24 protein-coding genes and 1 pseudogene are annotated in these 25576 nt (G+C 69.4%); 2 read left to right on the top strand and 23 right to left on the bottom strand.

Annotated elements, in window-relative coordinates; translation table 11 throughout:
* Positions 1–228: 228 nt before the first annotated feature.
* The 15 genes and pseudogenes from nuoN to E9998_RS14230 all read right to left on the bottom strand — a co-directional run.
* Positions 229–1782: an NADH-quinone oxidoreductase subunit NuoN gene (nuoN, locus tag E9998_RS14300; RefSeq protein WP_136530385.1), complete on the bottom strand. Its 1554-nt coding sequence runs from the start codon at positions 1780–1782 to the stop codon at positions 229–231.
* Positions 1775–3334 carry an NADH-quinone oxidoreductase subunit M gene (locus tag E9998_RS14295; RefSeq protein ID WP_136530384.1) on the bottom strand — a complete coding sequence of 520 codons (1560 nt, stop codon included), beginning with the start codon at positions 3332–3334 and terminating at the stop codon, positions 1775–1777. Before E9998_RS14295 ends, nuoN begins: the two co-directional genes overlap by 8 nt.
* On the bottom strand, positions 3331–5229 hold the full coding sequence (gene nuoL, locus E9998_RS14290) for an NADH-quinone oxidoreductase subunit L (protein WP_240037622.1): 1899 nt from the start codon (positions 5227–5229) through the stop codon (positions 3331–3333). Before nuoL ends, E9998_RS14295 begins: the two co-directional genes overlap by 4 nt.
* A 10-nt stretch (positions 5230–5239) precedes the next feature.
* Positions 5240–5539, bottom strand: coding sequence for an NADH-quinone oxidoreductase subunit NuoK (nuoK, locus tag E9998_RS14285; protein WP_136530383.1), 300 nt, complete (start codon positions 5537–5539; stop codon positions 5240–5242).
* Entirely contained in the window at positions 5536–6315 is a 780-nt protein-coding gene (locus tag E9998_RS14280) for an NADH-quinone oxidoreductase subunit J (RefSeq protein ID WP_136530382.1), read from the bottom strand. Before E9998_RS14280 ends, nuoK begins: the two co-directional genes overlap by 4 nt.
* Entirely contained in the window at positions 6312–6878 is a 567-nt protein-coding gene (nuoI, locus tag E9998_RS14275; RefSeq protein WP_136530381.1) for an NADH-quinone oxidoreductase subunit NuoI, read from the bottom strand. Before nuoI ends, E9998_RS14280 begins: the two co-directional genes overlap by 4 nt.
* A complete protein-coding gene (gene nuoH / locus E9998_RS14270) occupies positions 6879–8198 on the bottom strand; it encodes an NADH-quinone oxidoreductase subunit NuoH (RefSeq protein WP_136530380.1) in 1320 nt (439 codons plus the stop codon). It lies immediately after the preceding gene.
* Positions 8195–10669, bottom strand: coding sequence for an NADH-quinone oxidoreductase subunit G (locus E9998_RS14265; RefSeq protein WP_136530379.1), 2475 nt, complete (start codon positions 10667–10669; stop codon positions 8195–8197). Before E9998_RS14265 ends, nuoH begins: the two co-directional genes overlap by 4 nt.
* 1 nt (position 10670) lies before the next feature.
* The gene (gene nuoF / locus E9998_RS14260; RefSeq protein ID WP_136530516.1) at positions 10671–11921 is read right to left on the bottom strand and encodes an NADH-quinone oxidoreductase subunit NuoF; all 1251 of its coding nucleotides are present in this window, start codon (positions 11919–11921) and stop codon (positions 10671–10673) included.
* A 77-nt stretch (positions 11922–11998) separates the two neighbouring features.
* Positions 11999–12697, bottom strand: coding sequence for an NADH-quinone oxidoreductase subunit NuoE (gene nuoE, locus E9998_RS14255; RefSeq protein WP_136530378.1), 699 nt, complete (start codon positions 12695–12697; stop codon positions 11999–12001).
* Positions 12694–14061, bottom strand: a complete 1368-nt coding sequence (locus E9998_RS14250) for an NADH-quinone oxidoreductase subunit D (RefSeq protein ID WP_136530377.1) — start codon at positions 14059–14061, stop codon at positions 12694–12696. The genes nuoE and E9998_RS14250 overlap by 4 nt, the downstream gene beginning before the upstream one ends.
* Positions 14058–14699, bottom strand: coding sequence for an NADH-quinone oxidoreductase subunit C (locus E9998_RS14245; protein WP_136530376.1), 642 nt, complete (start codon positions 14697–14699; stop codon positions 14058–14060). The genes E9998_RS14250 and E9998_RS14245 overlap by 4 nt, the downstream gene beginning before the upstream one ends.
* Complete coding sequence (locus E9998_RS14240) at positions 14696–15331, bottom strand: NuoB/complex I 20 kDa subunit family protein (protein ID WP_136530375.1); 636 nt, start codon at positions 15329–15331, stop codon at positions 14696–14698. The genes E9998_RS14245 and E9998_RS14240 overlap by 4 nt, the downstream gene beginning before the upstream one ends.
* Before the next feature lie 9 nt (positions 15332–15340).
* On the bottom strand, positions 15341–15700 hold the full coding sequence (locus E9998_RS14235) for an NADH-quinone oxidoreductase subunit A (RefSeq protein WP_136530374.1): 360 nt from the start codon (positions 15698–15700) through the stop codon (positions 15341–15343).
* 112 nt (positions 15701–15812) lie between these two features.
* A pseudogene (locus E9998_RS14230) lies at positions 15813–17084 on the bottom strand (geranylgeranyl reductase family protein); the annotation flags it as partial.
* 419 nt (positions 17085–17503) lie between these two features.
* On the opposite strand from E9998_RS14230, the gene wrbA reads away from it, so the two are divergent.
* Positions 17504–18124, top strand: coding sequence for an NAD(P)H:quinone oxidoreductase type IV (gene wrbA / locus E9998_RS14225; RefSeq protein ID WP_136530372.1), 621 nt, complete (start codon positions 17504–17506; stop codon positions 18122–18124).
* A gap of 49 nt (positions 18125–18173) precedes the next feature.
* On the opposite strand, the gene E9998_RS14220 is transcribed toward wrbA, so the two are convergent.
* From E9998_RS14220 to E9998_RS14190, 7 genes are all read right to left on the bottom strand, one after another.
* Positions 18174–18740 carry a hypothetical protein gene (locus E9998_RS14220; RefSeq protein ID WP_136530371.1) on the bottom strand — a complete coding sequence of 189 codons (567 nt, stop codon included), beginning with the start codon at positions 18738–18740 and terminating at the stop codon, positions 18174–18176.
* The gene (locus tag E9998_RS14215; protein WP_136530370.1) at positions 18737–19321 is read right to left on the bottom strand and encodes a hypothetical protein; all 585 of its coding nucleotides are present in this window, start codon (positions 19319–19321) and stop codon (positions 18737–18739) included. The genes E9998_RS14220 and E9998_RS14215 overlap by 4 nt, the downstream gene beginning before the upstream one ends.
* The gene (locus E9998_RS14210; RefSeq protein ID WP_136530369.1) at positions 19318–19962 is read right to left on the bottom strand and encodes a hypothetical protein; all 645 of its coding nucleotides are present in this window, start codon (positions 19960–19962) and stop codon (positions 19318–19320) included. Before E9998_RS14210 ends, E9998_RS14215 begins: the two co-directional genes overlap by 4 nt.
* On the bottom strand, positions 19959–20531 hold the full coding sequence (locus E9998_RS14205; RefSeq protein WP_136530368.1) for a hypothetical protein: 573 nt from the start codon (positions 20529–20531) through the stop codon (positions 19959–19961). Before E9998_RS14205 ends, E9998_RS14210 begins: the two co-directional genes overlap by 4 nt.
* Positions 20532–20607: 76 nt before the next feature.
* The gene (locus E9998_RS14200) at positions 20608–22449 is read right to left on the bottom strand and encodes an alpha/beta hydrolase (protein WP_136530367.1); all 1842 of its coding nucleotides are present in this window, start codon (positions 22447–22449) and stop codon (positions 20608–20610) included.
* Positions 22450–22455: 6 nt separating this feature from the next.
* A complete protein-coding gene (locus tag E9998_RS14195) occupies positions 22456–22827 on the bottom strand; it encodes a hypothetical protein (protein ID WP_136530366.1) in 372 nt (123 codons plus the stop codon).
* 138 nt (positions 22828–22965) lie between these two features.
* Positions 22966–23424 (bottom strand): MarR family winged helix-turn-helix transcriptional regulator, encoded by a 459-nt coding sequence (locus tag E9998_RS14190; RefSeq protein ID WP_136530365.1) that lies wholly within the window; start codon positions 23422–23424, stop codon positions 22966–22968.
* Positions 23425–23504: 80 nt separating this feature from the next.
* Here E9998_RS14190 and E9998_RS14185 point away from each other — a divergent pair, with 80 nt between their 5' ends.
* Positions 23505–24365, top strand: a complete 861-nt coding sequence (locus E9998_RS14185; protein WP_136530364.1) for a dioxygenase family protein — start codon at positions 23505–23507, stop codon at positions 24363–24365.
* Positions 24366–24472: 107 nt separating this feature from the next.
* Here the strand turns inward: E9998_RS14185 and E9998_RS14180 are convergent, their stop codons facing one another.
* Positions 24473–25168 (bottom strand): class I SAM-dependent methyltransferase, encoded by a 696-nt coding sequence (locus tag E9998_RS14180; RefSeq protein ID WP_240037620.1) that lies wholly within the window; start codon positions 25166–25168, stop codon positions 24473–24475.
* Between the last annotated feature and the right edge of the window lie 408 nt (positions 25169–25576).

Below are 25576 nucleotides of genomic sequence, written 5' to 3'. Positions count from 1 at the left end.
GGAAAATGGGCCCGTCGGCTGCCGTCAGGCCGGGTCAATATGAGACCTCTTCGTCGCTGCCCGCTTGAAGTTCGAGCCCGGCTTCGCCGCGGGCCGTCCGACTCGCCCAATCGAGTACCACCCCTTCGTCGCCGCCGCTTTGACCCCGACCCAGACGGCGGCCGGACACACGACGAAGCCCCGGGGAGGGTGCTCCCCGGGGCTTCGTCTGGCTTCGTCTTACGTCCGTCAGGTACCTAGGAAGGTGCTGGCCTGGTCGACGATGTCGAGCAGGAAGCCCGGGGCGAAACCGAGGATGAGGGTCGCGGCGACGCCCGCGGCGACCACCGTGCCCGCCATCGGGCTCGGCAGGTTCACCGTCGGCGCGTCCGGCGCGGGCTCGTTGAGCCACAGCAGGACCACGACCCGCAGGTACGGGAACGCCAGGATCGCCGAGGAGACGACGCCGACGATCACCAGGCCCAGCTCGTCGGCCTGGAGCGCCGCGGCGAACAGGCTGAACTTCGCCGAGAACCCGCTCGTGAACGGCAGGCCCGCGAGCGCGAGCATGAGGATCGTGAAGACCACGGCCGTACCCGGCGACTTCTTGCCGAGACCGGCCCAGCGGGCCAGGTGCGTGGCCTCCTCGTCGCCGTCGCGCACCAGCGAGACCACCGCGAACGCGGCGATCACGGTGAAGCCGTAGGCGGCCAGGTAGAACATGGTCGATCCGACCGCGTCACCGAGGGCGATGACCCCGACCAGCAGGTACCCGGCGTTCGCGATCGAGCTGTAGGCCAAGAGCCGCTTGATGTTCCGCTGCGTCACCGCGAAGATGGCGCCGCCGATCATCGTCGCCACGGCGATCACGGTGAGGATGAGGTGCCAGTCCCACGCCGAGGACGAGAGCCCCACGTTGAACACGCGCAGCAGCCCGCCGAACGCGGCGACCTTGACGCAGCCCGCCATCAGAGCGGTGACCGGCGTCGGCGCGCCCGTGTAGACGTCGGGCGTCCACATGTGGAACGGCACCGCCGCGGCCTTGAACAGCATCGCGACCGCGATCATGGCGACGCCGATGTACAGCAGCATCCGCGGCTCGTCGGAGCTGATCCCCGCCTGGTTGATCCCCGCGAGGTCCACCGTCCCGGCGAAGCCGTACAGCATCGCCATGCCGTACACGTAGAACGCCGAGGCGAAGGCCCCCAGCAGGAAGTACTTGAGCGCGGCCTCCTGGCTGATGAGGCGGCGGCGCTTGGCGAGGCCGCACAGCAGGTACAGCGGCAGCGAGAGCATCTCCAGGGCCACGAACATGGTGAGGAGGTCGCCTGCGGTCACGAACATCATCATGCCGCCGACCGCGAAGAGCGTCAGCGGGAAGATCTCCGTCGCTCCCGGCTCGCGGCTCTGCGCCTTGTCGGCCGCCGAGTCGGCCACCACGGCCGCCTCGGCGACGAAGTCGCCGCCCTTGACGGTGCGCCGCTCGGCCAGCAGGAGGATCGCGATCACCGAGAGGACCGCGATGGTGCCCTGGAGGAACAGGCCCGGACCGTCGAGCACGACCGAACCGAGGCGCACCCCCTCGATCGAGAACGCGGTGGTGTTCGTGTCGTCGTTCAGCAGCACCGCCACGGCCGCGAAGGACCCGGCGAGCGCGGCCACGGCCAACGACACCTGCACCACGAGGCGCTTGCCCTTCGGCACCACGGCCTCCACCAGGAGACCGAGGAAGGCCGCGACGAACACGATGATCATGGGGGCCAGTCCCCCCCAGTCGATCTGGAGCGCTGGGGCCTCATTCATTGCTGACTCCTTCGGCGGCGGGCACGTTGTCAGAAGGCGCAGTCTGCGGCTCGCCGGTGATGAACACGAGCGTGTTGTCGACGGCCGGCCCGACGGCGTCGATGAGCGGCTGCGGGAAGAACCCGAAGCCGAGGATGGCGATCACCAGCGGCGCCACGAGCGCCTTCTCGCGCACGGTGAGGTCGCGCTTCATCGCGGGCACCTCGTCGAGCGCGGGGTTGCGGTCGCCCTGCATGGTGCGCTGGTACATCCAGAGGACGTACGCGGCGGCGAGGATGATGCCGAGGGTCGCCAGGACGGCGACCGGCTCGTTGTCGGTGAACGCGCCGAACAGGACCAGGAACTCCGAGATGAACGGCGCCGTGCCCGGCAGCGAGAGCGAGGCGAGCCCGGCGAACAGGAAGATCCCCGCCAGCAGCGGCAGCGTCTTCGCGGCCCCGCCGTAGTCGGTGATCTGCGCCGAGCCGCGGCGGAACGTCAGGAAGCCGACCACGATGAACAGCAGGCCCGTCGCCAGGCCGTGGTTGAACATGTAGAGGACCGCGCCGGTCGCCGAGGCCTGCGTGAACGCGAAGATCCCGATGCCGATGAACCCGAAGTGCGCGATCGACGTGTAGGCCACGAGCCGCTTGAGGTCGGTCTGGCCGATCGCGACGAACGCGGCGTACAGGACCCCGATGACGCTCATTCCGATCACCCACGGCGCGAACGTCTTCGTCGCGTCGGGGAACAGCGGGATGCAGTAGCGCAGGATCGCGAACGTCCCGATCTTGTCCATGACGCCGACCAGCAGCGCGGCGACCGCGGCCGGGGCCGCGCCGCCCGCGTCCGGCAGCCACGTGTGGAACGGGAAGAACGGCGCCTTGATCGCGAACGCGAGGAAGAACCCGAGGAACAGCCAGTTCTGAAGCGAACCGTCGGCCATCGGCTCGGCCTCGACCAGCGTCTGCCAGTCGAAGACCCCGCCGTTGTTCACCCACAGGGCGATCACGGCCACGAGCATGAACAGGCCGCCGAGCAGCGAGTACAGGAAGAACTTCACCGCCGCGTACTGGCGGCGCGGGCCGGTGCCGTAGGAGCCGATGAGGAAGTACATCGGCACGAGCATCGCTTCGAAGAAGAAGTAGAACAGCAGCACGTTCGAGGCCAGGAACGTCGCGAGCATCGCCGCTTCGAGCGCGAGGATGAGCGCGAAGAACGCCGGGACCGAGCGCTTGACCGCGTCGAGGTCGCGCCAGGCGGCGAGCATCGCGATCGGCGTGAGCCCGGCGGTCAGCGCCACCAGGAGCAGCGCGATCCCGTCGATCCCCCACGACAGGCTCAGGTCCCAGTTCTCGATCCACGTGTAGGACTCGGTGAACTGGAGCCACGGCGCGTCCGGCCCGTAGTCGAAGCCGACCGCGACCAGCGCCGTGATGACCGCGACCGCGCCGGAGAAGGCGAGCGCGGTCCAGCGGGCCGCGGCGGCCTGCTCGCGCCTGATCGAGGCCACGACGACCGCGCCGATCAGGGGCACGGCGACGAGCGCCGACAGCAATGGGAGTTCGTTCATTGGATGACCACCACCATGAGCGCGGCCACCACGATGACGGCGCCGGACAGAATGGACAGGGCGTAGGAGCGGACGAAGCCGGTCTGGAGCGCGAGCAGCCGGCGCGAGGTCCCGCCGATCGCGGCCGACAGGCCGTTGACGAGGCCGTCGACCACGCGGCCGTCCATCGCCACGGAGGCGCTGGCGGCCAGGCGGCTCGGGCGTTCGAAGACGCCGCGGTTGACCGCTTCGCCGCCGAGGTCGGCGCGGGCGACGCGGACCGGCCAGGCCGCCGCGCGGGGCACCTCGTCGGTGCCGCGGCGGAACAGGAGCCAGGCGAGGACCGCGCCGAGGACCACGACGGCGGTGGTGGCGATGGTGACCTGCATGTGCGTGAGGTGGCCGTGGGCCTCCTCGTGCTCGCCGAACACGGGCGTGAGCCACTCGGTGACGGGCGAGGCCATGAGGCCTCCCGCGGCGAGCGAGCCTATGCCGAGCAGGACCAGCGGGCCGGTCATGATCGCCGGGGACTCGTGCGGGTGCACGTCCTCGGTCCATCGCTTGGGGCCGTGGAAGGTGAGGACGAACAGGCGGGTCATGTAGAAGGCCGTGAGCGCCGCGCCGAGGAGGGCGGCGCCGCCGACGACCCAGCCCTGCCAGCCTTCGCGGGCGAAGGCGGCGGCGATGATCGGGTCCTTGGTGAAGAAGCCCGAGAACGGGAACAGGCCGATGATGGCGAGCCATCCGGCGGCGAAGGTCGCGTACGTCCAGGGCATCTTCCGCCACAGGCTGCCGAAGCGGCGGATGTCGGTCTGGTCGTTCATGGCGTGCATGACCGAGCCGGAGCCGAGGAACAGCCCGGCCTTGAAGAAGCCGTGGGCGAGCAGGTGGATGATGCCGAGCGCGAACGCGCCGCCGCCGAGGCCGACGGCGAGGAACATGTAGCCGATCTGGGAGACCGTGGACCAGGCGAGGACGCGTTTGATGTCGTCCTTGGCGCAGCCGACGATCGAGCCGAACAGGAGCGTCAGGGCGCCGACGACGACCACGGCGGTCTGGACGTCGGCGTTGAGGCTGAAGATGACGTTCGAGCGGGCGATGAGGTAGACGCCCGCGGTGACCATGGTGGCGGCGTGGATGAGCGCCGACACCGGGGTCGGGCCCTCCATCGCGTCGGGGAGCCAGGTCTGGAACGGCCACTGGCCGGACTTGCCGCAGGCCGCCGCGAGGAGCAGCAGGCCGATGGCGAGGCTCGTGCCGGTCGAGAGCGACTCGGCGCCGTTGAAGACACCGGCGAAGTCGACGGTGCCGAGCGTGCCGAGCATGGTGAACATCGCCAGGAGGAAGCCGACGTCGGCGACCCGGTTGGCGAGGAAGGCCTTCTTGCCTGCGGTCGCGGCGGCGGGCTTGAGCTGCCAGAACGCGATGAGGAGGTAGGAGGCGACGCCCACGCCCTCCCAGCCGATGAAGGTCATGAAGTAGTTGCCGCCGAGCACGAGGACGAGCATCGCGGCGGCGAACAGGTTGAAGTAGGCGAAGAACTTCCGGCGTCCGGCGTCGTGCGACATGTAGCCGATCGCGTAGACGTGGATGAGGAAGCCGACCCCGGTGATGAGCAGGCAGAAGACCGCGCTGAGCGGGTCGAACAGGAGGCTCGCGTCGATCTTGAGGTCCCCGACCGAGATGATCGTGAACAGGTCGAGCTTGGCGCTCTTGTCGTCGAGGCCCGCGAGCGAGCCGAACAGGCCGAGCGCGAGGGCGAAGGCCGCGGCGATGGTGCCGGTGCCGAGCCAGTGCCCCCACTTGTCGGCGCGTCGGCCCGCGAGCAGCAGGATCGCGGCCCCGAGCGCGGGCAGTGCGATGAGCGCCCAGGTGAAGGTCAGCAGCCCTTCGGCGGGCGCGTACGAGATGTCCACTGAGTCCCCTCTAGGCCTTCAGGAGGTTGGCGTCGTCGACGGAGGCGGAGCGCCGGGACCGGTAGATCGCCATGATGATCGCCAGGCCGACGACGACTTCGGCGGCGGCCACGGCCATCACGAAGAAGGCCATCACCTGCCCGTCGATGGTGCCGGTGGTGCGGGCGAAGGTGACCAGGGTCAGGTTCCCGGCGTTGAGCATGAGCTCGACGCACATGAACACGACGATGGAGTTGCGCCGCACCAGGACGCCGACGGCGCCGATGCAGAACAGCATCGAGGCGAGGATGAGGTAGTACTCCGGGTTCATAGGTCCCGCCCTTCGGTGTGCTTCGGGGCCGCTTCGGCGGCGGTGAGCTGGCGCGGCGGCACGTAGTCCGAGAGGCTCTCGGGCTCGATGGTGCCGTCCGGCAGCAGCGCCGGGGTCGCGGTCGAGTCCGAGTTCGCGAAGACGCCGGGGCCGGGCTTGGGCCCGGGGTAGACGCCGGGCGCGAACCGCTCGCGGCTGTGCTCCTTCTGCCCGCGGTGGCCGCCCTTCTTGGCGACGTGCGCGAACATGAGGGCGCCGACGGCGGCGACGGTGAGGACGCCGGAGACGATCTCGAACGGGAACAGGTAGGTCGAGAAGAGGGCCTCGGCGATCGCCTCGACGTTCGTCTGGGCGCCGGTGGCCCAGGCGGGGTCGGCGGCGACGGTGAGGCCCGAGACGGCGCGGGCGAGGCCCGAGGCGAGCAGGGCGGCCAGGCCGATGCCCAGGAGCACCGCGAGGAACCGCTGCCCGCGCAGGGTCTCGAACATCGAGTCCTTCGAGTCGCGCCCGAAGAGCATGAGCACGAACAGGAACAGCATCATGATCGCGCCGGTGTAGACCATGATCTGCACGAAGCCGAGGAACGGCGCGGACTGCATGATGTAGAAGACCGCGAGGCACATCATGGTGATGGCGAGCATGAGCGCGGCGTGGATGGCCGAGCGGGCGAGGACGAGGCCGACGGCCCCGCCGAGCGCGATCGGCGCGAGGATCCAGAAGAACAGCGCCTCGCCGAACGAGGCGTCGGCGGCGACGGTCTGCGCGAGGTCGATCACTGCTGCCCCCTCTTGGTCTGCGCGAGCATCTCCGTCAGGGAGAACTCGGCGCCCTCGGAGGCGCCCGGGTTCGTCGGGCCTGACTCGTAGTAGGCCTTCTCGCTGTCGCCCAGGCGCATCGGGTGCGGCGGCTGCTCCATGCCCTCGATGAGCGGCGCGAGCAGCTCCTCCTTGGTGAAGATGAGGTCGCGGCGGTCGTCGCGGGCCAGCTCGTACTCGTTGCTCATGGTGAGCGAGCGGGTCGGGCAGGCCTCGATGCACAGGCCGCAGAAGATGCAGCGGGCGTAGTTGATCTGGTAGGTCTTGGCGTACCGCTCGCCGGGCGAGAACCGCTCGGCCTCGGTGTTCTCGGCGCCCTCGACGTAGATCGCGTCGGCGGGGCAGGCCCAGGCGCACAGCTCGCAGCCGATGCACTTCTCCAGGCCGTCCGGGTGGCGGTTGAGCACGTGCCGGCCGTGGTAGCGCGGCTGGAGCTTCGAGGGCTCCTCCGGGTAGTCGACCGTCACCTTCGGCTTGAACATGTGCGAGAAGGTGACGCCGAAGCCTTTGGCGAAACCGGACATCTACGCTTCCCCCTTTTCACTGGTCGCGGCAGCGGCGTCCTCGTCGGACGCCGCGGCGGCGCGGGCGGGTTGGAGCTCCTTGAGGGCCCGGGGGCTCGGCGGGACGGCGAGGTCGAGCGGCGGCACTGGGAAGCCGCCCATGCCGGCGTCGGGCTCGGCCGGCTCCTCGTACTGCTTGCGGCTGGGCCAGAAGAAGATCAGGGCCATGACCACGATGGCCGCGCCGCCCGCGAAGGCGATGCGGGTGGTGAGACCGTTGCCGGCGTCGAGGCCGATGTTCATGGCCGCGAGGACCATGAGCCACACCAGGGAGACCGGCACGAGGACCTTCCAGCCCAGGCGCATGAACTGGTCGTAGCGCAGGCGCGGCAGGGTGCCGCGCAGCCACACGTAGAAGAACAGGAACGCCAGGACCTTCGCGAAGAACCAGATGAGGGGCATGAAGCCCTCGTTGGCCGCGGGCCACCAGGCGTCGGGGAAGGGCGCGGCCCAGCCGCCGAGGAACAGCGTGACGCACAGGGCCGACATCGTGACCATGTTGACGTACTCGGCGAGGAAGAACGAGGCGTACTTCAGGCTGGAGTACTCGGTCGCGAAGCCCGCCACCAGCTCGGACTCGGCCTCGGGGAGGTCGAACGGGGCGCGGTTCGTCTCGCCGACCATCGCGATCACGAAGATCACGAAGCTCGGGGCGAGGATGATGAAGTACCAGCCCGGGAGCGTCAGTTCGAGCGAGCCGATCGTCAGCGGCAGGCCTTCGGCCTGCGCCTCGACGATCGCGCCGGTCGACAGCAGCTGCGACTGGAAGAACACCGCGAGCACGGCCAGGCCGAGCGCGATCTCGTAGGAGATCACCTGCGCGGCGGCGCGCAGGGCGCCCAGCAGCGAGTAGGCCGAGCCGGAGGCCCAGCCCGCCAGGACGATGCCGTACACGCCGAGCGCCGAGCAGGCGAGGATGACCAGGACGCTCACCTCGAAGTCGGTGAGCTGCAAGGCCGTCTCGACGCCGAAGACGTTCACCTCGGGACCGAAGGGGATCACCGAGAAGGCCGTGAACGCGCAGGTGACCGCGATGACGGGGGCCGCGATGAACACGACCTTGTCGGCGGTGCGCGGCATGACGTCCTCTTTGAACGCCAGCTTCAGGCCGTCGGCGAGCGACTGGAGCAGCCCGAAGGGGCCGTTCCGGTTCGGGCCGGGCCGCACCTGCATGATCGCCACGACGCGCCGCTCGTACCAGATGGTGAACAGCACCAACAGGACCAGGACCACGAAGACCAGGACGCCCTTGACGAGCATCAGCCAGATCGGATCGTTCATGAGTTGACCGCCTTGATCTCGTCCCCGGCGTCGGCGGGCGACGCGTCGCCCTGCCCGGCCGGGCGCGGCACGTTCGGGTAGGCCTTGATGGTGACCACGTCGCCGGAGCCCGCGCCCAGGTGGCGGTAGATCCCGCGGCCGGGCGCGTTCTGCGGCAGCCACACCACGCCCTCGGGCATGGCCGTGACCGCGAGCGGCAGCGTGATCCCGCCGATCGCGGTGGAGACGGTGACCCCGGCGCCCTCGGTCGCGCCGATGGCCTTGGCCGTCGCCGCGCTCAAGCGCACCACCGGGTCCGGCGCGCAGCCGGCCAGGTGCGGGTTGTTCTCCTGCATGGAGCCGCCGTCGAGCAGCTGGCGCCAGGTCGCGAGGACCGCCTTGCCGTCTTCACCGGCGTGGGCGGGCTTGTCGGCGGCCCAGTCCGGGGCCTCCTGGCGGGTGATCGGGTCGGGGAGCCCGGCGAGTTCGGCGCGGACGGTGCGCGTCTCGGCGAGGCCGAGCTTGAAGCCCATGGCGTCGGCGAGCGCGTCGAGGACCGCGTGGTCGCTCATGAGGTCGGAGTCGATGACGGTGTCGAAGGTCCGCAGGCGGCCCTCCCAGTCGAAGTAGGCCCCGGCCTTGCCGGTGACCGGTGCGACCGGCAGGATCACGTCGGCCACCCGGGTGACCGCGGAGTGGCGGATCTCCAGGGAGACGACGAAGCGGGCGGCGTACAGGGCCGCTTCGACGGCGGGCGCGTCGGCGAAGTCGTACGGGTCGACGCCGCCGATGAGCAGGGCGTCGATCTCGCCGTCGGCGGCGGCCTGGAGAAGGTCCCAGGCGCCGCGGCCGTCGCCGCCGGGCAGGGACTCGACGCCCCAGTACTCGGCGAGCTGCTCGCGGTCGGCCGCGTAGGAGGCGAGGCCGCCGCCGGGCAGGAGCCCGGGGAGGCAGCCGGCCTCGACCGCGCCGCGGTCCCCGGCGCGCCGGGGGATCCAGGCGAGGCGGGCGCCGGTGGCCTTGGCGAGGCGCACGGCCGCGGAGAAGGCCCCTTCGACGGTGGCGAGGCGCTCGCCGAGGAGGATCACCGCGCCCTCTTCGTTCAGGGCGTCGCGGACGTAGCCGCCGCGGGCCCAGCCGTCGAGGAGTTCGGCCTCCTCGCCGGGGAGGGTCTCGATGAGGTTCGCGCCGAGCTTGCGGGTGCCGCGGGTCGCGAAGGGCGCGGCCACGTGGACGCGCTGCCCGTGGGCCTTGACCGCTTTCCGCAGGCGCAGGAAGGCGATCGGGCATTCCTCTTCGACTTCGATGCCGACGGTGAGGACGACGGGCGCCTTCTCGAGGTCCTCGTAGGTGACGGCGCCGCTGGAGGGGTAGACCCCGGCGACGGCGTGGGCGAGGAACTCGGCCTCCTCGGTGGAGTGCGGCCGGGAGCGGAAGTCGATGTCGTTGGTGTCGAGGGCGATGCGCGCGAACTTGGCGTACGCGTAGGCGTCCTCGACGGTGAGGCGGCCGCCGGGGAGGACCCCGACGCGGCCCGCGGCGTCGCCGGTGAGCCCGGCGGCGGCGCGGCGCAGGGCCTCGGGCCAGGAGGCCTCGCGCAGGGACCCGTCCGCTTCGCGCACGAGCGGCTTGGTGATGCGGTCGGCCGCTTCGATGTAGGAGGAGGCCCAGCGGCCCTTGTCGCAGTTCCACTCCTCGTTGACGGCGGGCTCGTCGCCGGCGAGGCGGCGCATGACCTTGCCGCGCCGGTGGTCGGAGCGCTGCTCGCAGCCGGCCGAGCAGTGCTCGCACACGCTGGGGCTGGAGACGAGGTCGAAGGGCCGGGAGCGGAACCGGTACTGGGTGCCGGTGAGGGCCCCGACCGGGCAGATCTGGACGGTGTTGCCCGAGAAGTAGGACTCGAACGGCTCGTCCTCGTACACGCCGACCTGTTCGAGGGCGGAGCGCTCCATCAGCTCGATGAAGGGGTCGCCTGCGATCTGGTCGGAGAAGCGGGTGCAGCGCGCGCACAGCACGCAGCGCTCGCGGTCGAGGAGGACCTGCGAGGAGATCGGGAGCGCCTTCTTGTAGTGGCGCTTGTCCTTGGCCTCCATGCGGGTCTCGGTGCGCCCGGTGCTCATGGCCTGGTTCTGGAGGGGGCATTCGCCGCCCTTGTCGCAGACGGGGCAGTCGAGGGGGTGGTTGATCAGGAGGAACTCCATGATCCCCTCCTGCGCCTCCTTGGCGACCTCGCTGGAGTGCTGGGTCTTGACGACCATGCCCTCCATCGCGGTGGTGGTGCAGGAGGCGGCGGGCTTGGGCATCCCGCGGCCGTTGCCCATGTCGGGGACGTCGACGAGGCACTGGCGGCAGGCCCCGGCGGGTTCGAGGAGGGGGTGGTCGCAGAAGCGGGGGATCTCGATGCCGAGCTGCTCGGCGGCCCGGATGATCAAGGTGCCCTTGGGGACCGTCACTTCGACGCCGTCGATGGTGAACGTGACTTGATCGGTCATGTCAGTGCGCTCCGATCTTCTCAGCGTCGAAGAGGGCTGGTTTGTGGCCCTCGATGTAGTCGAGGTAGTCCTGGCGGAAGAACTTCAGCGAGGAGGTGACGCAGGAGGTCGCGCCGTCGCCGAGGCCGCAGAAGGACCGGCCGAGGAGGTTCTTGCAGGCGCTCTCCAGGAGCTTGAGGTCGCCGATGGACCCGGTGCCGGAGAGGATGCGTTCGTAGACGCGGACCATCCAGTAGTTGCCCTCGCGGCACGGGGTGCACTTGCCGCAGGACTCGTGCTGGTAGAACTTCAGCCACCGCCAGCAGGAGACGACGGGGCAGTCCTGGTCGGAGAAGATCATGACCGCGGTGGTGCCGAGGATGGACCCTGCCTTGGCGACGTTGTCGAAGTCGAGCGGGACGTCGATGGAGTCGGCCGAGAGCATCGGGGTCGAGGAGCCGCCGGGCGTGAAGAACTTGAGCTCGTGCCCGTCCTCCATGCCGCCGGCGAGCTCGATGAGCTCGCGCAGCGTGGTGCCGAGCGAGCACTCGTACTGGCCGGGGTGCTTGACGCGCCCGGAGAGCGAGTAGATCATCGTGCCCGCGGCGTTCTCGGAGCCGAGGTCCTTCCACCACTGGGCGCCGCCGAGCACGATGTGCGGGACGGCGGCGATCGAGCCGACGTTGTTGATGCAGGTCGGCTTGTTGTAGAGCCCGTGCGTGGCGGGGAAGGGCGGGCGCAGGCGCGGTTGGCCGCGCTTGCCTTCGAGGGAGTCGAGGAGGGCGGTCTCCTCGCCGCAGATGTAGGCGCCGGCGCCGGAGTGGATGACCACGTCGAGGTCGAAGCCGGAGCCGAGGATGTCCTTGCCGAGGTAGCCGGCCTCTTTGGCTTCGCGGACGGCGTTGCGCAGGCGGCGGGCGGCGTGGATGGCCTCGCCGCGCACGTACACGAACGCGCGGCTGGCTTTGATGGCGTAGGAGGCGATGACGACGCCCTCGATGAGCGCGTGGGGGTCGTTCATCATGAGCGGCAGGTCCTTGCAGGTGCCCGGCTCGCCTTCGTCGGCGTTGACGACGAGGTAGTGCTCCTGGCCGTCGTCGGGCACGAACTGCCACTTCATGCCGACGGGGAACCCGGCGCCGCCGCGGCCGCGGTGGCCCGACTCCTTCATGAAGGAGATGAGGTCGGCCTGCGAGTAACCGAGGGCCTTGCGCAGGGCCTTGTAGCCGTCGAGCTGCTCGTAGACGTCGATCTTCCACGCGCCCGGGGACATCCAGCGCTTGGTGACGACGGGCTTGAGCTTGTTGAGGACGTCCTCGCGGGGCCGCCTGGGAGCTGGCACGGTAACGCTCACTTCGCTTCCTCGGGTGTCTTGGCGAGCAGCGGGGCGGCGGGGTCGGACGGGGGCGCGGTGATGCCGGCCTCGGCGGCGAGGCGGGCGCCGGCGAGGGTCGCGTCGCCTTGGGCGTTGCCTTCGAGTCCGGCGGTGCGCTCCTCGTCGAACCCGGCCAGCTGCACGGAGATCTCGCGGAGGGTGCACAGGGGTGCGCCGCGGCTGGGGATCGGGCGGCGCCCGTCCTTGAGCTCGCGGACCAGGTCGAGCGCCTTGTCCTCGTCGACGTCGTCGAAGAACTCGTAGTTGACGGTGACGACCGGCGCGTAGTCGCAGGCGGCGAGGCACTCGGCGTGTTCGAGCGTGATCTTGCCGTCGGGCGTGGTCTGGTCGTGGTCGACGTCGAGTTCGGCGCTGAGGGCGTCGAACACCTGCTGCCCGCCCTTGGCGCGGCAGAGGGTGTTGGTGCACACCGAGACGAGCCAGTCGCCGGCCGGCTCGCGCTTGTACATCGTGTAGAAGGTCGACACCGCCTGCACCTGGGCCTTGGTGATGTCGAGGATCTCGGCGCAGAAGGCGATGCCGTCGTCCGAGACGTACCCGTCGTGCGACTGCACGAGGTGCAGCAGCGGCAGGAGCGCGGAGCGCTCGCGGCCTTCGGGGTAGCGGACGAGGATGGCCTCGGCCTGCTCGCGGATCTTCTCCGGGTAGTTCACCGGTCGCAACCTCCCATGACGGGGTCGAGCGAGGCGCCGCCGGCGATGACGTCGGCCAGGAGGCCGCCTTCGGCGAGCGCGGGGATCGACTGCAAGTTGATGAAGGAGGGTTCGCGCATGTGGACGCGGAACGGCCTCGTGCCGCCGTCGGAGACGGCGTGGATGCCCAGTTCGCCGCGGGGGGCCTCGATCGCGGTGTACACCTGCCCGGCCGGGACGCGGAAGCCCTCGGTGACGAGCTTGAAGTGGTGGATGAGGGCTTCCATCGACTGGCTCATGATGTGCCTGATGTGGTTGAGGCTGTTGCCCATGCCGTCGCCGCCGAGGGCGAGCTGGGCGGGCCAGGCGATCTTCTTGTCCTCGACCATGACCGGGCCCGGTTCGAGCTTGTCGAGGCCCTGACTGATGATCTTGAGGCTCTCGCGGATCTCGTCGAGGCGGACGACGTAGCGGGCCCAGGCGTCGGCGCCGTTGTGGGTCGGGACCTCGAAGTCGTACTCCTCGTAGCCGCAGTACGGCTGCGTCTTGCGCAGGTCCCAGGCGAGTCCGGCGGAGCGGAGCACGGGGCCGGTGACGCCGAGGGCGAGGCAGCCGGAGACGTCGAGGTAGCCGACGCCCTGGGTGCGCTCCTGCCAGATGACGTTGCCGGTGAGCAGGCCCTCGTAGTCGTCGAGGCCCTTGGGCATGTAGTCGACGAACTCGCGGATCATCTTGACGCCGTCGGCGGGGAGGTCCTGGGCGACGCCGCCGGGGCGGACGTAGGCCATGTTCATGCGCAGGCCGCAGACGGCTTCGAAGATGTCGAGGATCTTCTCGCGGTCGCGGAAGCCGTAGATCATCATCGAGAGCGCGCCGAGCTCCATGCCGGTGGTCGCGAGGGCCACCAGGTGGGAGCTGATGCGGTTGAGCTCCATCATGATCACGCGGATGACGTCGGCGCGCTTGGGCACGGTGACGCCGAGGAGCTTCTCGACGGCGAGGCAGTACGCAGTCTCGTTGAAGATCGGCGCGAGGTAGTCGGCGCGGGTCACGAAGGTCGTGCCCTGGGTCCAGTTGCGGTATTCGAGGTTCTTCTCGATGCCGGTGTGGAGGTAGCCGACGATGGGCCGCACCGAGCGGACGGTCTCGCCTTCGAGCTCGCAGACCAGGCGGAGCACGCCGTGCGTGGACGGGTGCTGGGGGCCGAGGTTGACGATGAGGCGCTCTTCGGAGACCGGGTCGACGGAGGCGACGAGCTCGTCCCAGTCGCCGCCGGTGACGGTGTAGACGCGGCCTTCGGTCGTGTCGCGTTCGGCCGCATAGGCGTCGGTGCCGTCCGCGTCCGCCTGCGGAGCCGTGAAGGAAGCAGAGTCGGTAGTGGTCACTTGTAGGACCTCCGTTCGTCCGGCGGCGGGATGTGGGCGCCCTTGTATTCGACCGCGATGCCGCCGAGCGGGTAGTCCTTCCGCTGCGGGTGGCCCTCCCAGTCGTCGGGCATGAGGATGCGGGTGAGGTGCGGGTGGCCCTCGAAGACGACGCCGAACATGTCGTAGGCCTCCCGCTCCTGCCAGTCGGCGGTCGGGTACACGGCCGTGACGGACTGGACCACGGGGTGGTCGAGGCCGACGGCGGTCTCCAGGCGGACGTTGCGGCGGTAGGTCATCGACGTCAGGTGGTAGACGACGTGGAGCCGGTTGCGCTGGTCGGGGTAGTCCACGCCGGACACCGAGGAGCACAGCTCGAAGCGCAGCCCCTCGTCGTCGCGCATGGTCTTGCAGACCTCGGCGACGCGGTCGGGCGCGATGTGGATCGTCAGCTCGCCGCGGTCGACGATGACGGCGCGGGCGACGTCCTCGCCGAGCAGTTCCCGAAGGGCGCCTACAACTTCGTCGAAGTAGCCGCCGAGCGGGGCGGCGGTCGAGACGAGCTCGAACGTGCTCGGGCTCTGGCGGACGAGGCCGCCGAACCCGGAGGTGTCGCCGGTCCCGGCGACGCCGAACAGACCCTGTTCCTGGTCGCTCATCGCTTCGCCACCCCCTTCCGGATGCGCAGCTGCTCCTCGTTCCCGGCCTTGACCGCCTCGGTCCACTCCTTCTTGCGCTGCTTGTTGAAGCGGTAGGAGGAGGGCATCGCGCCGGGCTTGACGACCGGCTCGGGGAGGTCGGCGAGGGCCTGGCGGCGCTTCTCGCCGAGGGGCTCGTGCTGGACCTTCTCGTGGAGCTTGAGGATCGCGTCCAGGAGCATCTCGGGGCGGGGCGGGCAGCCGGGGAGGTACATGTCCACGGGCACGACGTGGTCAACGCCCTGGACGATCGCGTAGTTGTTGAACATGCCGCCGGAGGTGGCGCACACGCCCATCGACAGCACCCATTTCGGCTCGGGCATCTGGTCGTAGATCTGGCGCAGCACCGGCGCCATCTTCTGGCTCACGCGCCCGGCCACGATCATGAGGTCGGCCTGGCGCGGGGAGGCCCGGAAGACCTCCATGCCGAAGCGGCCGGTGTCGTAGCGGGCGGCGCCGGTGGCCATCATCTCGATGGCGCAGCAGGCGAGGCCGAAGGTGGCGGGCCACATCGAGGACTTGCGCGTCCAGTTGACGAGCGCCTCGACGGTGGTGAGGATGATGCCCTGCGGGAGTTTCTCTTCTACACCCATGTCGGAATCTCAGTCCCAGTCCAGTCCGCCGCGACGCCATTCGTAGGCGTAGGCGACGAACAGCGCGGCGATGAACATGATGACGGCCCAGAACCCGAAGATCCCGAGGACGTCGTGGTGGACGGCCCACGGCACGAGGAAGATGATCTCGATGTCGAAGACGATGAACAGCATCGCGGTGAGGTAGAACTTCACCGGGAACTTCGTCGGACCCGCGGTCGTGGGCGCCGGCTCGATGCCGCATTCGTAAGGGTCGTACTTGGCGCGGTTCCTGCGGTGGGGGCCGGTGATGCGCGAGGCGACCACCGAGACGACGCCGAAGCCGAGTCCGATCGCGAACATGATCACGACCGGCACATAGACCTGCATGTGCTCAGACCCTCCTTTCGGTGGCACTAGTGGTGACGCCCACGGGCCGTGCGTCGGCCCTGGCGGTATGGCTTGCGGTCCGGCTCGCGAGGCCGGGGAGCCGGGTGCGGCCGAGGCCTGGAGTGACGACCCGCATCCCGTTGACGATCCGGTCGGCGACGTCCCGACCGGGCCGGTCGGTGAGGTTCGCCAGGAGCTTGAGGACCACGCGCATGAGCGCGGGGCGCTTGAGCCCGTGCTCGGTGCACAGCTTCATCACGGCGGGCTGCCCGATGAGGTGCACGAAGATCCCGCCCATGCGGTAGTAGGAGCCCCAGAGGCGGTCCATGCGCTCGGCGTAGGTGCGCAGGACGGCCTCGCGGCGGGGCACGCTCGGCGCCCGCAGCGCCTCGGCCGCGGTCTCGGCGGCGACCTCGCCCGCCTCGATGGCGTAGGCGATGCCCTCCCCGTTGAAGGGGTTGACCATGCCGCCGGAGTCGCCCACGAGCATGAGCCCGCGGCTGTAGTGCGGGGTCCTGTTGAAGCCCATGGGGAGCGCGGCCCCGCGTACGGGCCCGTCGGCGTTCGCCTCGTCGGTGAGGCCCCACTCCTCGGGGGTGTTCGCGAGCCAGTCCCGCAGGAGGCCGCGGTAGTCGGTGTTCTGGTAGCCCGCCGAGGAGTTGAGGACCCCGAGGCCGACGTTGACACGGCCGTCGCCGAGGCCGAAGATCCACCCGTAGCCCGGTTGCAGGACGTCGGGTTCGGCGGCGGTGCGCAGGGCCAGCCAGGATTCGAGGTAGTCGTCGTCGTGCTTGGCCTCGGACCGGTAGTACTGGCGGACCGCGACGCCCATCGGGCGCCCCTCGTCGCGCTTGAGGCCCAGGGCGAGCGCGAGGCGCCCGGAGACGCCGTCGGCGGCGATCACCAAGGGGGCCTTGTAGGTCACGGTCTCGCCGTCCTCGACGGCGGTGATGCCGCAGACGCGCCCGGCGAGGTCGAAGACCGGGGCGGTGACCTTGACGCCGCACCGCAGCTCGGCACCGGCGGCGACCGCGCGGTCGGCGAGGATCTGGTCGAAGTCCAGGCGCGTGCGGGTCAGGCCGTAGTCGGGGAAGTCCTCCAGGGTCGGCCAGTCGAGCTCGATGGAGGCGCCGTCGGCGACCACGCGCAGGCCCCGGTTGCGGAGCCAGCCGGCGGACTCGGAGGTGTCGACGCCCATCTTGAGCAGCTGCGCGACGGCTCGGGGCGTGAGCCCGTCGCCGCAGACCTTCTCGCGCGGGAACCGGGTCTTCTCCAGCAGCATGACGTCGAGGCCCCGGGAGGCCAGGTGGTAGGCCGCGGCCGAACCACCGGGTCCCGCGCCGACGACGATGACGTCGGCATCCGGGGTTGCGTGAGTGGTCACGGGCGTCCTCTCAGGCGGATGGGGCGGTGATCCTAATAACGATCGACCCGCTTGTGAAGCTCTTCACAAGCGTTTGGCGCCAGTCTAGAACTTCGATATCTACGCCCCGTCACTTAGGTCCGCCTAAGTTGTCATTATTCGAGGTCACGATGCGAACAGGTGTCGCTGAACCAGAGTTGCGGGAGCGAACCGAGAGTCTGGCGTGACGGCCGTCGCCACGGTGATAAACCCGACAATCGATAGCCCTTGCAACTCGCCATACATCGAAACACTCTCGTAACAGCGCCCCGGCGCGGCAGTGCGGCCGCCGGCGTGGGCAGCACCACATCGTTCGAAATTGAACTTCCGCCCGCCGCACCGCTATGGTCGATGGGTAATTCAAATCTGAACTATCATCTCGCTTCCCTGGAGGAACGCACATGTCCGTCGAGCCCGTCAAGCTCTCCGTGATCTTCTACTCGGCCACCGGCAACGTCACCGCGCTGGCGAAGCAGATCGCCGAGTCCGCCGAGAAGGCCGGCGCCGAAGTGCGCCTGCGCCGCGTCACCGAGCTCGCCCCGCAGGCCGCCATCGACTCCAACCCGGCATGGGCCGAGAACGTCAAGGCCATCGCCGACATCCCCGAGGCCACCTCCGAGGACGTCACCTGGGCCGACGCGGTCATCATGGGCTCGCCGACCCGCTACGGCAACGTCGCGGCGCAGCTCAAGCAGTTCATCGACACCCTCGGCCCGCAGTGGTTCCAGGGCCTGCTCAAGGACAAGGTCTACTCCGGCTTCGCCGCGGCCTCCGGCAAGCACGGCGGCAACGAGTCGACCCTGCTCGCCCTCTACAACTCGTTCCACCACTTCGGCGGCATCATCGTCGCCCCCGGCTACGCGAACGAGACCCTCTTCGCCAACGCCTCGCCCTACGGCGTCTCCCACTGGAACGGCTACGACATCGACGAGCAGACCCTCGCCGGCGCCACCGCCCAGGCCGAACGCGTCGTCGCCACCGCCACCGCCCTCAAGGCCGGCCGCGCCGCCCTCGCCCTCTGAGCAAACCGAAAAGCGCCCGCCCGAAGCATTCGGGCGGGCGCTTTCGCGTTCAATCCTCGAGTCCGGTCCGAGGACTGTGGTTCTCGATGTCGTCGTTCTCGGCGGTGACCCCGCCGAGCGCCTCGGGGACGACGAAGTCCCCGTCGGCGATGAGCACGCACCCGCCCGCGCTCACTTCGAACCTCGATCCCGGGTAGTACCAGCCGAGAACCTCCTCGCCGTCGGCCTTGACCGCCCACAGCGAACCGTCCCCGGCCAGCTCCCGCTCGACCTCGTACCCCTGCGCCTTCCAGACGGCCTCGACCTCCGCCGCCAGCGCCTCGGCCGCCGCGGGGTCCTCCGCGAGTGCCTCGGGGAGGCTGTAGGTCAGCCGGACCTTGGCGGCGCCCTCGGCGACCTGGTCTTCGTTCATGCCGTACAGACATTCCCTCAGCTCGATGACCCGACCCTCGAATCCGGAGAAGTCCCCCAGTTCGGCGATGGTGTCCGCGACGAAGGCCTCCTCGGCGGCCAGCGCCTCCACATCGGTCATGTCCTCGTTGATCTTGGGACTGGAGCAGGCCGTCAGGGCGAAGAGGGCCGCCGACGCGAGTGCGGCGAGACTGGTGCGAGTCATGTGGAGTCCCGGGGGCCGTTGTCGGTGAAGCGGTCGTTCTCGGGGAGGACGCCGCCGGTGGGTTCGGGGATGGTGAATTCGCCGTCGCCGATCTCGGTGCACTGGGCGCCGCCGCCGAGCGAGGTCTCGATGAGGACCTTTCCGAGCAGCGTGAGGTAGATGCCGATCCCATCATCGCGGACGGCGTTCACGTGCGAGATCTCTCCGGCGTCGTTCCGGTCCACTTCGACCTCGTGCCCGAGAGCTTCCCAGTGGTCCGCGAGGATTTCCGGGTAGGTCTCGCGGACGGTCGGGTCCTCCCAGCTCGCTTCGGGAAACTCGTAGGTGAGGTGCACGGTGTCGTGCCCTTCGAGCGACTCGTTCCGGTCCACCCCGTACAGGCAGTCTTCGAGGCTCACGTTGCGCGAGTGGAACCCTGGGAACGCGTCGAGCACGGCGATCGACTCGGCGACGAACGCCTCCATGGTCGCCAGCACCTCGGTGTCGGTGTAGTCCTGGTGGACATCGGCTGCGGTGCATCCGGATGCGGCGAAGACGACGGCGAGACCGGCGGCGAGTGCCGCGACGGTCGGGCGTGTCATGCGCGGCCTTCGGGCGGGTTGAGGGGCGCGAGCGCTTCGTGGGTGGTGGGGATGCCGTCGGGGAAGTACTCCTCGACCAGGTCCCCGGGGCCGCCGGGTTCGACGCCGCCGGTCGGCGGAATGTACTCGATCTCGCCTGCCTCGCTCACCGGCACGCAGCCGGATCCGATGTACAGGCCCACGTATCCGCCGACGGCGTACCAGAGGCTGATCCCGTCGTGCCGGACGGCGACCAGGTTCCGGTCGGTGCGTTCGGCACCTTCGACTTCGTCGTCGGTGGCGATTTCGTATCCGGCGTCGGTCCAGTGCTCGCGCAGCGTCGCCACGTATTGGTCGCGGACCTGCTCGGTTGCGGAGTCGGCGATCGAAAAGCGGTAGCGCACCTCAATGGCGGTGTATTCATCGTCGTCCACGCCGTCGTGACTGCACGGCATCTCGGCCCAACTCCGCTGTTCGAAACCCGGGAAGTCGCCGAGCCCGGCGACGGCGTCGGCCGCGGCCTCCTCCATGGGCGCGTAGGCCTCGGCTTGGGTGTACTCGCTCTCGGGCGGTTCGTCGCCTGAGAGGTCGTCCACCACTGAGCATCCGCTCGCGGCGAGGAGGGCGGCGGCCGCGGCCGCGGTCCGCAAGCGGGCTTTCACAGCTGGTCCTCGAAGGATTCGGGCGAGTCGAAAGGGTTGACCGCCTGCTGGGTGACAGGGATGCCACCTGGGAAGTACTCCTCCACCTTGTCGCCTTTGCCACCGGGCCGAATGCCCCCGGTGGGTGGTATGTACTGGATGTCGGCGATATCGCTTGTCGGTACACAACCCGATTGGATGTAAAGGCCTACATAGCCCGAGACGTTGTACCACAGAGTGACGCCGTCGGCCCGGTGCGCGACCAGGTTGCGGTCGGTGCGGGTCGTTCCTTCGACCGCGTCGTCGGTGACGATCCGGTAGCCCTTCCCGATCCAGTGCTCGCGCAGCGAGTCGACGTACTGTTGCCGAACCAGGTCAGTCTGGGAGTCGGCGATCGAAAAGCGGTAGCGGACCTCGATGTTGGTGTAGTCCGGGTCGTCGACTCCTCGACGGCTGCACGGCATCTCGGCCCAACTCCGCTGTTCGAAACCCGGGAAGTCGTGGAGGGCGGCCACGGCCTCGGCTGCGGCCGTTTCGACGGGCGCGTAGGCCTCGGCTTGGGTGTACTCGGATGCCGGGGGTGTGTCCATGTCGTCCTTCACGATCGAGCAGACGGATAGCGACTCGGCCGCCAGCGCGGCCGCGTACCGGGTTCACAATTGCGCCTCATCGAACCAGGTCCTCCTGACCGGTGACGATGTAGGACTGGTTCGTGCGGCTGGTCGTATTGGCTACAGGATGCTCCTCGTTCCCGGTGTCCCAGTACGAGCTGTGGTTCTCCACCGGTCCATCCCAGAACTGCCACCACGACCCTGACTCGCGGGTCGCGTCGCTGGTGAAGGTGTTGCCGCCGAAGTCCTCGTTCACGGGGGCGTTGCCGTGGACCGGCGCGTACTGGATCATGTCCGATTCATTCGTGGAGGCCCACACGTTGTCTTCGTTCACCCCGAGCGCTGAGGCCGTGTCGACGCCTACGCCAGGTGAGGCGACAAACATGAGGTTGTCGGCGTCGACGCCCTCGGTCGCGGCCGCGGTACCGACCATCGTGGTGCCGTATGAGTGTCCGGTCAGCGTCAAGTTGGAAGGATCGCCTTCGGCGGTGGCGCGGATGCCCTGGGTGAAGGACTCGAGATCGGCGGAACCCTCTTCAGCCCATTTGGAGTCGGTGGCCTCTATGAGGTCGTCCGGAGCGTCGTAGCCCATCCAGAGCACGGTGGCGGTCTCCTCTCCCGGGGCGGCGTTCTGCGCGTCGAATGCCATCGTCCTGGTGCGGTCGAGGAGGCCTCCGCTCGCACCAGCAAGGTCGCCGCCGGTGCCGGGCACGTAGGCGTTGACATTGTCCGCGGTGTCGGGGTTGCCGACCGAGACGATCGCCTGGCCGCTGCCTTCGGTGTCGAACCCGAGCAGGTAGTACTGCTGGCCGGTCTCAGAGTAGGACTTCGGGCTGCCGTCTTCGTTGGTGATCTCGCCTTGGAGGTCGGAGAGCTCGTCGCGGTCGGTCTGGAGGTCGTGGATTTCCGCTTCGAGGATCGAGTACTGCGGGTCAGTCGGCGGGGTCTGGGCGAGTTCCGCCTCCTTGGCGGCGATCTGGGTGTCGAGGCCGTCGATGCGGTCGTCGAGGAGGGTGCGGTTGGCGGTGTCGCGCGACTCGGTGGGGATGCCGTCGACGGGGCCGACCCATTCGGGGTGTTCGGCGACGAGGGCGTCGCGTTCGGCGTCGCTGAGGCCTTCCCACCACTGGTTGACCTGTTCGGGGGACATGCCGGAGGTGCCTTCGGCGATGGCGCGGGCCTCGTCGGCGACCTCTTGGGAGACGGCGTCCTTGTAGTCGCCGATGAGGTCGTCGTAGGTGGCGCCGAGCTGCGGGGGCAGTTCGGAGGGGTTCTCGCGCATCTCCTTGAGGGCGGCGGCCGCGTCGTCGTCGGCGTCGTGGGCGCGGGACATGACGGCGCGGAGCCAGTCCTGGTACTGCCCGGCGAGGCCGATGGCGGTGCCGTAGAGGTCGACGCCGTTGAAGAGGACCTTGACGGTGTCCCAGTCCCAGAAGCCGTCGGGTTTCTTGACGCCGCACATGTCGCACAGCCACTGGGGCGGGTCGAGGGTGAGGATGGCCTGGTGGAGGCCGCCGGAGAGGTTGACGTCGTATTCGCTCTGGGGGCCTTCGATGTCGAAGTCGTGCTGTTCGATGAGCGGGACGAGCTCCTTGAGTTCGTCCTGCTCGGCCTCGAAGGCGTCGGCGGCCTCGTGGAGGGTGGTGGCGATGCGGGTGGAGGCGTAGTCGGAGAGGTCGTCCTCGAACCGGTCGGCGGTCATGGCGATCTGCTCGCGGACCTGCGTGGCGGTGTTGGACTCGTAGTGCTCGACGGAGAGGTGGCCGTCGATGACGTCGGAGCGCAGGCGCTCGGTCTGGTCGAGCATGGCGTCGACGTGGGTCTTCCACGAGTCGCCGAGGGTGCGCACGGCGCCGCAGTCGAGGTCGCGGAGCTGCTGCCAGGTCATCTCGCTCATGGGGGCCTACCAGTCCGGCCTGGAGGAGGCGTTCGCGTTGGGGCGCGTGGGGTAGAGGTCGCCGGCGACGGAGGCGAAGGTGCCCGCGTTGTAGTCGTCGATCTCGACGGCCTCTTCGGTGCAGACGGCGAGATATTCGCCGGTGTTGCCGAGGAGGCCGGTGAAGCCGCCCGCGCGGTGGGTCTGCCACCACTCGCCGGCCGCTTCGAGGGCGGGGCCGAGTGCGGTGCCGGCGTCCTTGAGCGGTCCGCAGGCGTCGGCGTTCGCGCCGGCCATGGTGGCGGTCTGGCGGTCCACCTCGGCCTCGATCTCGAAGAGGACGTCGACGGAGCGGCGCACCTCGTCGGGTTCCATGGTGAAGACGTCAGCTCCGGCCATCGGGCACCTCGATCACGGATCGTGTGGATACCGGCGCGTAGAGGGTTGCCAATCGAGACTCCTCATCGGGGGCGAATGGGGAATGGAGATCCGCCCCACTATAGCGAGCGCGCGCCAGCGGTGGATGGTCCGAAAAGGTCAGGTCTGGATGCGGGTGAGGAGGCGCTTGGCGAGGTCGCCGAGTTGGCGCATCTCGTCGCGGTCGAGCTCGTCGAAGATGAGGCTGCGGACGAGGCGGACGTGGCCGGGGGCGGCGGTGGCGAGGCGTTCGCGGCCGCCGTCGGTGAGGGTGGCGAGGGTGGAGCGGCCGTCGGTGGGGCAGGCGTAGCGGGCGATGAGTCGTTCGCCTTCGAGGCGGCGGGCGACGTGGGAGAGGCGGGAGAGGGAGCCGTTGCAGACGAAGGCGAGGTCGCTCATGCGCATGGTCTGCTCCTCGGCGTGTTCGAGGGCGGCGAGGACGCCGTATTCGAAGTAGTTGAGGTCGGCGTCGCGCCGCAGTTGGCCGTCGAGGGCGCTGGGGAGGCGCATCACCACGCCGATGACGCTCAGCCAGGAGGTCATCTCCTCGTCGTCGAGCCAGGGCGCCGTTTCGCTCATGTGCCAAGCCTAACGTCACTACTTGATTCCTCAACCGATACGAGTAGTATTTGTTGAACTTTCAACGAAATGGAGTGGTCATGCCCGCCCGTCCCGGCGCCGCGTTCGACGCCTTCCTCGAGTCCACGGCCCCGAGCGCTGCCGAGCGCCGCGACTGGACCCCCGAGGACGGCCCGCTGCCCGCGCTCTACCTCAGTCACGGCGCCCCGCCGCTGTTCGACGAGGCCGAGTGGATGGCGCAGCTCTTCGCGTGGGCCCAGGGCCTGCCGCGGCCCAAGGGCATCCTCATCGTCTCGGCCCACTGGGAGGCCGCGCCGCTCATGATCTCCAGCCCGGCGGCGGCCACGCCCCTGGTGTACGACTTCGGCGGCTTCGCCGAGCGGTACTTCTCGATGCGCTACGAGACCCCGGACGCGACCGCGATGGCCCGCCGCGTCGCCGCCGCCATGCCCGACTCCGAGCCGCTCCACCAGCACGCGAGCCGCGGGCTCGACCACGGCGCCTGGGTGCCGCTCAAGGTCATGTACCCGGACGCGGACCTGCCGGTCCTCCAGTTGTCGATCCCCACGCACGACCCCGACCGCCTCATGGCGATCGGGCGGCGCCTGCGCCCGCTCCGCGAGGAGGGCTACCTGGTGATCGGCTCGGGCTTCATGACCCACGGGCTGCCGTTCGTCGACTTCCGCCACCCCGAGAAGGTCCCCGGCTGGTCGGCGGACTTCGACGTCTGGGCCGCCGAGGCCATCGCCCGCGGCGACATCGGCGAGCTGGCGCGCTACCGCTCGCAGGCGCCGGGGATGCCGTACGCGCACCCGACGGTGGACCACTACGTGCCGCTGTTCGTGACCTACGGGGCCGCGACCGACCCCGAGCAGGCCGCGACGACGGTCGTCGACGGGTACTGGTTCGGCCTGTCGAAGCGCTCGTTCCAGTTGAACTGAGCGCCCTGGACCCGCGGGCCGGTGATCGTCATGTCGAGCGCCCGCCGGAGCCGTCCGCGCCGCCTACGGGGGCGGCGCGGGCGGCGCTTTTCTGTTGCAGGCGTTCGCTACTTGAAGCCGCGGTGCATGGCGACGGCGCCGCCGGCGAGGTTGCGCCAGGCGACCTTCCTGTACCCGGCCTTGACGATCCGGTCGGCGAACTCGGCCTGGTCGGGCCAGGCCATGGTCGTGTCGGCGAGGTAGCGGTAGGCCTCGGGGTCGGAGGCGACGCGCGCGGCGACCTTCGGCAGCACGTGCTTGACGAAGACGCCGTGGGCCTTCCGGTAGGGCTTCCACACCGGCCGCGAGACCTCGCACAGGACCATGCGGCCGCCGGGGGCGAGGACGCGGCGGATCTCGGCGAGGCACGCGTCCAGGTCGACCACGTTGCGCACGAAGAAGGAGCCGGTAACGGCGTTGAAGGTGCCGTCGGCGAACGGCAGGTGGAGCGCGTCGGCGTTCACCAGCGGGACCTGGCGGTCGCGGTGGGCCTGGAGCATCCCCAGGGAGAAGTCGACGCCGATGACGTCGGCGCCGGACTTGGCGAGCTCGACGGTGGAGACGCCCGTGCCCGCGCCGAGGTCGAGGCAGCGCTCGCCGGGCTGGAGGCTGAGCGCCTCGCGCACGGCCTTGCGCCAGCGCTTGTCCATCCCGGCGACCATGACGGTGTTGGTGCGGTCGTAGCCCGGCGCGACCCGGTCGAACATCGCCGCGACGCGGCCGGGTTCCTTACGCGGGGTATTCGCTTCGTTCGCCTCGATCACCCCGACAGCCTTGCACACGCCGCAGAGAAAATCCGCCGGAGCCCTGTCGGTGTGGGCCCCGGCGGATCAAGGGGTTATATCGGGCGCGCGCGGAATCACGCGGCGCGGGCGGCCTGAAGGGAGCAGGGAAGGGCCGCACACTCGCCCGGAGGAGTGGCAATGGGAAGCTTCGACTGGGACGCAACGGGAAGCGCGGTGCCGTGGTCGGTCGCCTGAGCCACCTGCGCCTCCTCGTCATCGGTTCGGTCCGAGCGCCGCGTTCCGCGGGCCCGGCTGGGATGACGCTGAGAGATCCCCCGAGTGCGGCGTGCGCTACAGAACCACATTGACGCATGGAAGCTGTGATGTCGATCTATGAAACCGAACCGTTATCGCGCGTAACCCATCCGATAACTAGGGGGTGTGGGT

The sequence above is a fragment of the Glycomyces paridis genome, assembly GCF_004912155.1.
Classification (GTDB): domain Bacteria; phylum Actinomycetota; class Actinomycetes; order Mycobacteriales; family Micromonosporaceae; genus Glycomyces; species Glycomyces paridis.
This window is presented reverse-complemented; position numbering and strand designations above follow the sequence as displayed.

What these genes read in the sequence shown, in the direction of transcription:
- nuoN (WP_136530385.1), bottom strand. Translation starts at nt 1,782, where the DNA reads ATGAATGAGGCCCCAGCGCTCCAGATCGACTGGGGGGGACTGGCCCCC.
- E9998_RS14295 (WP_136530384.1), bottom strand. Translation starts at nt 3,334, where the DNA reads ATGAACGAACTCCCATTGCTGTCGGCGCTCGTCGCCGTGCCCCTGATC.
- nuoK (WP_136530383.1), bottom strand. Translation starts at nt 5,539, where the DNA reads ATGAACCCGGAGTACTACCTCATCCTCGCCTCGATGCTGTTCTGCATC.
- nuoI (WP_136530381.1), bottom strand. Translation starts at nt 6,878, where the DNA reads ATGTCCGGTTTCGCCAAAGGCTTCGGCGTCACCTTCTCGCACATGTTC.
- nuoH (WP_136530380.1), bottom strand. Translation starts at nt 8,198, where the DNA reads ATGAACGATCCGATCTGGCTGATGCTCGTCAAGGGCGTCCTGGTCTTC.
- E9998_RS14265 (WP_136530379.1), bottom strand. Translation starts at nt 10,669, where the DNA reads ATGACCGATCAAGTCACGTTCACCATCGACGGCGTCGAAGTGACGGTC.
- nuoF (WP_136530516.1), bottom strand. Translation starts at nt 11,921, where the DNA reads ATGTCCCCGGGCGCGTGGAAGATCGACGTCTACGAGCAGCTCGACGGC.
- E9998_RS14245 (WP_136530376.1), bottom strand. Translation starts at nt 14,699, where the DNA reads ATGAGCGACCAGGAACAGGGTCTGTTCGGCGTCGCCGGGACCGGCGAC.
- E9998_RS14240 (WP_136530375.1), bottom strand. Translation starts at nt 15,331, where the DNA reads ATGGGTGTAGAAGAGAAACTCCCGCAGGGCATCATCCTCACCACCGTC.
- E9998_RS14235 (WP_136530374.1), bottom strand. Translation starts at nt 15,700, where the DNA reads ATGCAGGTCTATGTGCCGGTCGTGATCATGTTCGCGATCGGACTCGGC.
- wrbA (WP_136530372.1), top strand. Translation starts at nt 17,504, where the DNA reads ATGTCCGTCGAGCCCGTCAAGCTCTCCGTGATCTTCTACTCGGCCACC.
- E9998_RS14220 (WP_136530371.1), bottom strand. Translation starts at nt 18,740, where the DNA reads ATGACTCGCACCAGTCTCGCCGCACTCGCGTCGGCGGCCCTCTTCGCC.
- E9998_RS14215 (WP_136530370.1), bottom strand. Translation starts at nt 19,321, where the DNA reads ATGACACGCCCGACCGTCGCGGCACTCGCCGCCGGTCTCGCCGTCGTC.
- E9998_RS14205 (WP_136530368.1), bottom strand. Translation starts at nt 20,531, where the DNA reads ATGGACACACCCCCGGCATCCGAGTACACCCAAGCCGAGGCCTACGCG.
- E9998_RS14200 (WP_136530367.1), bottom strand. Translation starts at nt 22,449, where the DNA reads ATGAGCGAGATGACCTGGCAGCAGCTCCGCGACCTCGACTGCGGCGCC.
- E9998_RS14195 (WP_136530366.1), bottom strand. Translation starts at nt 22,827, where the DNA reads ATGGCCGGAGCTGACGTCTTCACCATGGAACCCGACGAGGTGCGCCGC.
- E9998_RS14190 (WP_136530365.1), bottom strand. Translation starts at nt 23,424, where the DNA reads ATGAGCGAAACGGCGCCCTGGCTCGACGACGAGGAGATGACCTCCTGG.
- E9998_RS14185 (WP_136530364.1), top strand. Translation starts at nt 23,505, where the DNA reads ATGCCCGCCCGTCCCGGCGCCGCGTTCGACGCCTTCCTCGAGTCCACG.